The following is a 4,827-nucleotide window of genomic DNA, read 5'->3' as shown; positions in this document are numbered from 1 at the left end:
CACGCGGTGCACCATATGCACCCAAGCGTGCCGTGGTACGCATTGCGCGATCTCTACCGGACACGGCGGACGCAATACCTCGCGTCCAATCAGGACTATCACTACGGCACCTATGCAGACGTCGCCCGCAAGTATCTGTTCCGCGCCAAGGATCCGGTGCCGCATCCGCTTTACCGGGATGGACAAGGGCGCTGACCTGACGCCATAGAGGCGGATGGAACTCTGGATTTTCGCCAGCGTCGCGGCCGCCCTGTTTCAGACCGTCCGATTCATGCTGCAAAAAGTGCTGAGCATGGATGTGCTGAGCACGGCTGGTTCGACCTTTGCCCGCTTCGCCTATGCCGCCCCGGCTGCGATGCTGGTGGCAGTTGCCTATCTGTGGTTACGCGAAGCGCCGTTTCCCGTGCTTGATGGATGGTTCTGGTTCTATGCGTGGCTGGGCGGCGTGTCGCAGATCCTTGCCACAGTCTGTGTTGTGGCGCTGTTCCGGCAACGCAACTTCGCAGTGGGCATCACCTTCAAGAAAACCGAAGTGATCCAGACCGCCATCGTCGGAGTTGCCCTGTTTGGTGCGGAAGTCTCGCTGGCGGGGTGGGGCGCAATTCTGATCGGGTTGATCGGTGTCTTGTTGTTGTCGCGAACCCCAGGATTGGATCAAGGGTTTTGGTCCAGTCTGACAGGCCGCGCAACGGGGCTTGGGCTGACATCAGGCTTCTTCTTTGCGTTTTCGGGCACAAGTTACCGTGCGGCGTCGCTTCAGATCGACAGCGAGGACGCCTTGTTGCGGGCGGCCGTGACCCTGACCTGCGTCACTGCCTCACAGTTCATCGGGATGGCGCTGTGGCTGCGCTGGCGCGAGCCGGGGCAGCTCAGTGCTGTGTGGCGGGCGCGCAAAGTGGCGGTCTGGGTCGGGTTAACGTCAATGGCGGGGTCCATGGGATGGTTCACCGCCTTCACCTTGCAGACCGCGGCCTATGTGCAGGCCGTAGGTCAGATCGAACTGATCTTTTCGCTCATGGCCTCGGTCTTGTTCTTCAAGGAAAAGATCACCGCCCGTGAACTGATCGGGATTGGCTTTCTAGCACTCTCGATCCTCACCTTCATCCTTGTGATCTAATCCGGCATCGGCCGCCCATAGAGGCGCAGAAACAGGCTTTCCTCGTCATCGTTGCGAAAGAACGGAACCGAGGCTGGAGGGTGCGGATCAGTGGCGCGGGCTGCGACTTCGGCCAGAACCACCTCGGTGATGAAGGGCAGGTCGAAGCCACGCACCTTGTCCAGAGCGATCCATTGCAGATGCGCCAACTCGTCAGACGCGGCCGAGAAATCATCCGGGTCGCTGGCGAGATCATCGGCATCCAGCAGAAAGAAACGCGCGTCGAACCTGCGCGGGCGACCCGGCGGAGTGATGGCCCGAAACACGAATTGAAGCGGTGCTGCGCTGGGCAGATGGCCGCGTGCCGCGAAGTCCTGCCAGTTGTGTGGAGGAGCATCCCAGGTGCCCGGACGTCCTAGGATCTGCCCGGTTTCCTCCCACAATTCGCGGATCGCTGCGCCTGCCAGCGCCAATGCGCGATCCTTGGCAACACCATCGGTCAACCGGCTTTCGCAAAGTGGCGACAGAGGGTCGGCAAAGGGCACGTGGGCATCTTCCGGGTCCACAGCGCCTCCGGGAAAGACAAACTTGTTCGGCATGAAGGCAGCATTTGCGCCACGCTGTCCCATCAGTACGCTGGGTTCGTGATTGCGGTCCCGCAGCACGATTACCGCCGCGGCGTCGCGGATGGCTGTCTTGTCGATGGTCCCCGGTTCGGTCACGCACACACCCCTTCTGTGCAGAAAGGGTCAGGATTCGCTGTTGGCAAATCCGTGCATCTGCCGTGACCACTGAAACGCCACGATCGCCCCTTTCAATCTGGGCAGAAGGTAGAGCGTCAGCGCGACGCAGCCAACCGCGAAGATCGTAAACAGCACAAGCGGTTCGGGGCGGAAATTGACGAACACGATGTGCAGAAGCGGCGCCATCAGATGTCCGACGATCAAAATCGTCAGGTAGGCCGGGCCGTCATCGGCACGGTGATGATGCAGCTCTTCGCGGCAGACGGGGCAGGTGTCGCGCACTTTGAGATAGCCGCTCAGCAACGGACCGCTGCCGCAATTCGGGCATTTCCGTCGCCAGCCTTTGCGCAACGCAGGCCATGTCGGACGTTCGTCCCCGTCTGTCAAATGTGATGTCGTCATGTTCGCACTCCCACGCGCAAGATGGCGACGACTGTTAGCGATGAACAGTGACCAAACTGTCCTTGCGGCTGGATGTCGCAAATCACGCAGCCGTGAACCCTTGTCCGAGTTTTTTGCGACGGAAGTTCAGACCTGCGCCGTGAAACGCAGTGGATGCCAGAGAGACAGGATGTCGTTCTGGCCCGTTGTTCAAACGATCCGGACGAAAGACCGGACATCGAAAGGAAAAAAGACATGACCATGAACAAGCAGATTTCGGCACTCGTTATTGCGGCTCTTCTGGCGACCACAGCCGGTGCGGCCTTTGCCCAGGATGCAACCACACGTGACGAACGTCGTGCCACGGTTTTTGCTGAACTGGACTCGAACGGCGATGGCTCTGTTTCGGTTGAGGAATTCGCTGCGGGTGGCAACCGGTTCGCGCGTGCCGACGCCAATGGCGACGGACTTCTGACCGTCGAGGAAATCGCTGCAGCCGCTGGCGAGCGTGCCGCACAGCGGGCAGAGCGCATGATCGCGCGGCTGGATACAAACGGTGACGGGGCCTTGTCTGAAGACGAGATCAAGTCGCGCCGTGATCCGGCACGGATGTTCGAACGGCTGGATGCCAATGACGACGGCATGGTGAGCGCTGAAGAGTTCGCCGAGGCCCGCATGGGCGATCACGGCGGCAAGCGCGGCGGTCTGTTCGGTGGCAAAGGCCACGGCGGCAACCGCTAAGATCGAGCAGCGCCATGAGCGGTGTGTGTGCATCGCTCATGGCACCTGATAGACTGGACCGGAAACCACAACCGCGCGGTGGAATGACCCAGAACCCGACCGATTCTGCTGCGGAGGCGGCATTGCTAGACGATTACGCCGCCGGTGACTCCGACGCGGCACGAACGCTTGCGGCGAGATACACGCCTCTTGTGTTCGCGCATGCCTTTCGGATGCTCAACGACCGGGCCGAGGCCGAGGATGTCGCGCAAGAGGCGATGCTCAAGCTGTGGCGGCAGGCACCGGGATGGGATGTAGGCGGGGGTGCATCGGTGCGCACATGGCTTTACCGGGTGACAGCCAATCTGTGTATCGATCGACTTCGGAAGACACGGCCCGACGGGATGCCAGAGGATCTGGATGTGCCCGACGATGCGCCGGGGGGCGAAGCGCAATTGCAGGCGAAGGCACGGCAGATGGCGCTGGACGAGGCGCTGATGCAATTGCCGGACCGCCAGAGACAGGCTGTCGTGCTGCGACATATCGAGGGTTTGGGCAACACCGAGATTGCCCAGATCATGGACATTGGGCCTCGTGCGGTGGAAAGTCTGACCGCACGCGGCAAACGAACTCTGGCCGCGCTTCTGAGCGGTCAGCGCACAGGCTTGGGGTATACAGATGACACAGTCGAAACCTCCTTTTGACGACCCGCTCGAGGCAGCCTTTACCCAGGCGCGTCAGACGATGCCGCCGCTTCCGGACGGGTTGATGGCGCGCGTTCTGGCGGATGCGGCGGCCGAGATGCCCCGTCCTGTCCGACAACCATGGTGGCGGCAGATCTTCGGCACGCTTGGGGGCTGGCCCGCAGTCGCAGGGCTTGCGATGACGGCCTGCGTCGGGGTTTGGGTCGGCGGTACGCTGACGGATGATTTGATGCTGTCGCTGTCGCCTCTGGATGAGGCGACACTTGATTTCGGTGCCGGTCTGGGGGCCTTCGACTTGCTCTTGGTGGATGGCTGATATGGCAGATGCAACGAAACCCAAGACACCGCTCTGGATGCGCCTGACGCTGTTTGTCTCAATCGCCCTGAACGTTCTTGTCGTCGGAGCAATTGCAGGCTTCCTGCTCATGGGCGGTCCGGATCGACGGTCGGACCGGGACCGGTTCGATTTCGGAGCGTTCTACATGCGTGCGCTCAGCGAACAGGATCAGCGTGCGTTGAGGCGTGACTTCGTGTCGGGCCTGCAGAAAGAGGGGCGCGACCGGGGGGCATTCATCGCGGATTTGCGCGCGACGCTCGACACCCTGCGGGCAACGCCGTTCGATGCACAGGCCTTTGAGGCTGCGTTGGCAGACCAGTCTCGCGCCCGCGCAGAGCGCGAGAACATGGGACGCGCGATCCTTGCCAATCGCGTCGCCACGATGACCAATGCAGAACGCGCGGCCTATGCTGACCGGATCGAAGACCGTCTGACCGAACTGGCAAAGCGCGTTCGACGCTGAGGCGCGACCCACAGGTCATTTTGCTCAGGCACCCATGCGATGCTCCGGTATCATTGGCCGGATCGCGCCTTCTGACACCTCAATCCGGTTGCGACCGTTCCGTTTGGCATCGTAAAGGGCTCTGTCTGCAGCGAAGCAAAGGGCTTTGGTCGAGACGCTTTCGTTGCGCTGTGCGACGGCAATCCCGATACTGATGGTGGCACGCACATAGGTGCCGTTCTTGATGGGCTTTGGGCTGTCGGCCACGGCATCCCGCAATCGGTTCGCAACGGATCGCGCCTGAGCCGGGGTCACATCAGGCAGGACGATCAAGAATTCCTCTCCACCATATCGCGCGATGAAATCTCCATCGCGCAAATGCGCTTTCATTGTCTGCGCGACAT

At 61.3% G+C, this 4,827-nt stretch carries 8 protein-coding genes and 1 pseudogene; 6 read left to right on the top strand and 3 right to left on the bottom strand.

Going from position 1 to position 4,827, the window contains the following annotated elements:
* Positions 1-195 (top strand): annotated as a pseudogene (locus tag JJ869_RS22095) (fatty acid desaturase); the annotation flags it as partial.
* A 19-nt stretch (positions 196-214) separates the two neighbouring features.
* Positions 215-1,117 carry a DMT family transporter gene (locus tag JJ869_RS22090; RefSeq protein ID WP_292270844.1) on the top strand — a complete coding sequence of 301 codons (903 nt, stop codon included), beginning with the start codon at positions 215-217 and terminating at the stop codon, positions 1,115-1,117.
* On the opposite strand, the gene JJ869_RS22085 is transcribed toward JJ869_RS22090, so the two are convergent.
* Both JJ869_RS22085 and JJ869_RS22080 read right to left on the bottom strand, forming a co-directional pair.
* Positions 1,114-1,818: an NUDIX hydrolase gene (locus JJ869_RS22085; protein WP_292270842.1), complete on the bottom strand. Its 705-nt coding sequence runs from the start codon at positions 1,816-1,818 to the stop codon at positions 1,114-1,116. The genes JJ869_RS22090 and JJ869_RS22085 overlap by 4 nt on opposite strands.
* Positions 1,819-1,845: 27 nt before the next feature.
* Positions 1,846-2,241 carry a DUF983 domain-containing protein gene (locus JJ869_RS22080; RefSeq protein WP_292270841.1) on the bottom strand — a complete coding sequence of 132 codons (396 nt, stop codon included), beginning with the start codon at positions 2,239-2,241 and terminating at the stop codon, positions 1,846-1,848.
* A gap of 234 nt (positions 2,242-2,475) precedes the next feature.
* On the opposite strand from JJ869_RS22080, the gene JJ869_RS22075 reads away from it, so the two are divergent.
* The 4 genes from JJ869_RS22075 to JJ869_RS22060 all read left to right on the top strand — a co-directional run bounded on the left by JJ869_RS22075 (position 2,476) and on the right by JJ869_RS22060 (position 4,444).
* A complete protein-coding gene (locus tag JJ869_RS22075) occupies positions 2,476-2,961 on the top strand; it encodes an EF-hand domain-containing protein (protein ID WP_292270840.1) in 486 nt (161 codons plus the stop codon).
* Between the two features lie 83 nt (positions 2,962-3,044).
* On the top strand, positions 3,045-3,644 hold the full coding sequence (locus JJ869_RS22070; protein ID WP_292270846.1) for a sigma-70 family RNA polymerase sigma factor: 600 nt from the start codon (positions 3,045-3,047) through the stop codon (positions 3,642-3,644).
* Positions 3,619-3,960 carry a hypothetical protein gene (locus JJ869_RS22065; RefSeq protein WP_292270838.1) on the top strand — a complete coding sequence of 114 codons (342 nt, stop codon included), beginning with the start codon at positions 3,619-3,621 and terminating at the stop codon, positions 3,958-3,960. Before JJ869_RS22070 ends, JJ869_RS22065 begins: the two co-directional genes overlap by 26 nt.
* Position 3,961: 1 nt before the next feature.
* Positions 3,962-4,444, top strand: a complete 483-nt coding sequence (locus tag JJ869_RS22060; RefSeq protein ID WP_292270837.1) for a periplasmic heavy metal sensor — start codon at positions 3,962-3,964, stop codon at positions 4,442-4,444.
* A gap of 24 nt (positions 4,445-4,468) precedes the next feature.
* On the opposite strand, the gene JJ869_RS22055 is transcribed toward JJ869_RS22060, so the two are convergent.
* The coding region (locus JJ869_RS22055) for a GGDEF domain-containing protein (RefSeq protein WP_292270835.1) at positions 4,469-4,827 on the bottom strand (359 nt) is incomplete at its 5' end.

The sequence above is a fragment of the Marivita sp. genome (genome assembly GCF_017643905.1).
In the GTDB taxonomy this organism is placed as follows: domain Bacteria; phylum Pseudomonadota; class Alphaproteobacteria; order Rhodobacterales; family Rhodobacteraceae; genus Marivita.
Note: the sequence above shows the minus strand (reverse complement) of the source record. Positions and strands in the feature narration are given on the sequence as shown.